Source organism: Verrucomicrobiales bacterium, from assembly GCA_016793885.1.
GTDB lineage: Bacteria > Verrucomicrobiota > Verrucomicrobiia > Limisphaerales > UBA11320 > UBA11320.
This window is the reverse complement of record JAEUHE010000130.1, coordinates 1-1,559: the sequence shown is the minus strand read 5'-3', so window position 1 is coordinate 1,559 and position 1,559 is coordinate 1. Positions and strand designations below refer to the sequence as shown.

At 54.8% G+C, this 1,559-nt stretch carries 2 protein-coding genes; both read right to left on the bottom strand.

From position 1 onward, the window contains the following. Positions 1 to 822: 822 nt before the first annotated feature. The gene (locus tag JNN07_14510) at positions 823 to 1,362 is read right to left on the bottom strand and encodes a hypothetical protein (GenBank protein ID MBL9168949.1); all 540 of its coding nucleotides are present in this window, start codon (positions 1,360 to 1,362) and stop codon (positions 823 to 825) included. After that, positions 1,319 to 1,559, bottom strand: a 241-nt coding sequence (locus JNN07_14505) for a transposase (GenBank protein MBL9168948.1), incomplete at its 5' end; no start/stop codon positions are given. The genes JNN07_14505 and JNN07_14510, both read right to left, overlap by 44 nt.

Here is a 1,559-nt window from a genome sequence, read left to right as displayed (position 1 = left end):
ACGCAGACCTAAGCCTTATCCGCTCCTGATGAAACATCGGAGAACGTTTCGCGAAATTTCCCATCGAAACCGATACTACAAAAACAGCGTCTTCGGTCCCAAATACCGCATTTCTTCGAAGCGCTAACTAACTGCCATTCGAGTCAGGTCTCCGTTGGTTAACTGTTGTAGGGGGGACATCCGTATTGGTTAAAAATTGTACGTTAAGCCCTCGACCCGTGGGGTAGCCGCCGCTGCAAGAAGGTGCATATTTCCATCGAAAGGCCAAAGAAATGGCCGCTTTTCTCCCGATCTGCTCGAATTCTGCCACCTAAAATGGCCTAGGACAGCCTTTCTCTATGGGGCGAGGGTGAAGAAAGCGGCCGTGTTCCCGGCCCTCCCCTGCCCTGTCTCCGCGTTATGCAACGTCGCATGTGCGCGGTCACATCCGCAGAATTCGCGCATAGTCGGAACCTCTCGGAGCCCGTCGGCTCGTCGGTCTCTTAAGTTCAATGGGGCGCCGAGCTTGACCTCCGGGAGGATTCACATGTCCTGGCGAGATTTTTTTATCTTCTGCGCAACGCGCCCACTTGCTGGCGCTGCCAACGACTCTGAGAATTCTAGGAGCTTTACACATTGACTCCGGCCGGCCACGAATTCGCGGCGGCGCGACTTACCTATTGGTGGCAAAAACTCCATCGACCCTGGAAATGATTGATTGCCGGAGACTCGCGATCAAACTGAAAGTGTTATACTGGCCACTGTTTGGATCGTTCTGAGCTATCCGATTTCGATCTTCCGACGTCGGCAGGATCTCCCCCTCAAAGTCCCGGCACTGCGCCATCAACTCAACGGAAGTTGGCCGTGGTCCAAGTTCGCTCCTACTGCTTTGAGGAAGGCTTCACGAATTGCCTTCACGCCGAAACCGATCAGCCGATGCAGCCCCTCCTTGACCCACTCGCCAAGAACCGCTTTCTCAGGATTGCTGTCCTGGGCAAGTTCCAGAGTGAAGATCCGAGCAGAAACCGAACCTTGATCCCATGCCTTGGGATCGCTGCCGCCGCTGGTCTGGACCACTGCTACAAAGTAGGCCTGCGGGGATTCCTCGGGGGTGGGCATCGACACCAGAGCACAGTGTCGCCCGCCGACGAACTCCATCGACATGGCCAAATCGCTCACCCGCCGGAAGGTCAGTCCCTCTGCCAAGGGGTTCGGATGAGGCCGCACCAATTGGTAACGAGTCTCGAAAATCGCCGACCATCGCCGTTGGATAAAGTACGTCGGCTCGTCCTTTCCACCGGGCATCTCCTCATTCAGCAGATATAGTGAATGACAGAAGTCATTTCCGAATCGAGCAATTGGACGCGGTTTTGGTCGGATCATCGATGAAGCTCTTGAGGGCTTTGCAAAGCCGATCGGAGAGTTCTTGCGGAGTTTTGGCAATGAAGTCCCAGAACCAGTCAGCTTTAAGCCTTAGCCACAGTCGCTCGATCGGATTGAAGTCCGGGGAGTAGCTGGGTAGATATTTGGGTTCAAAGTGGTGCCAGTTGATTCTGGAGGACTTGTGCCACGAGGCGTTG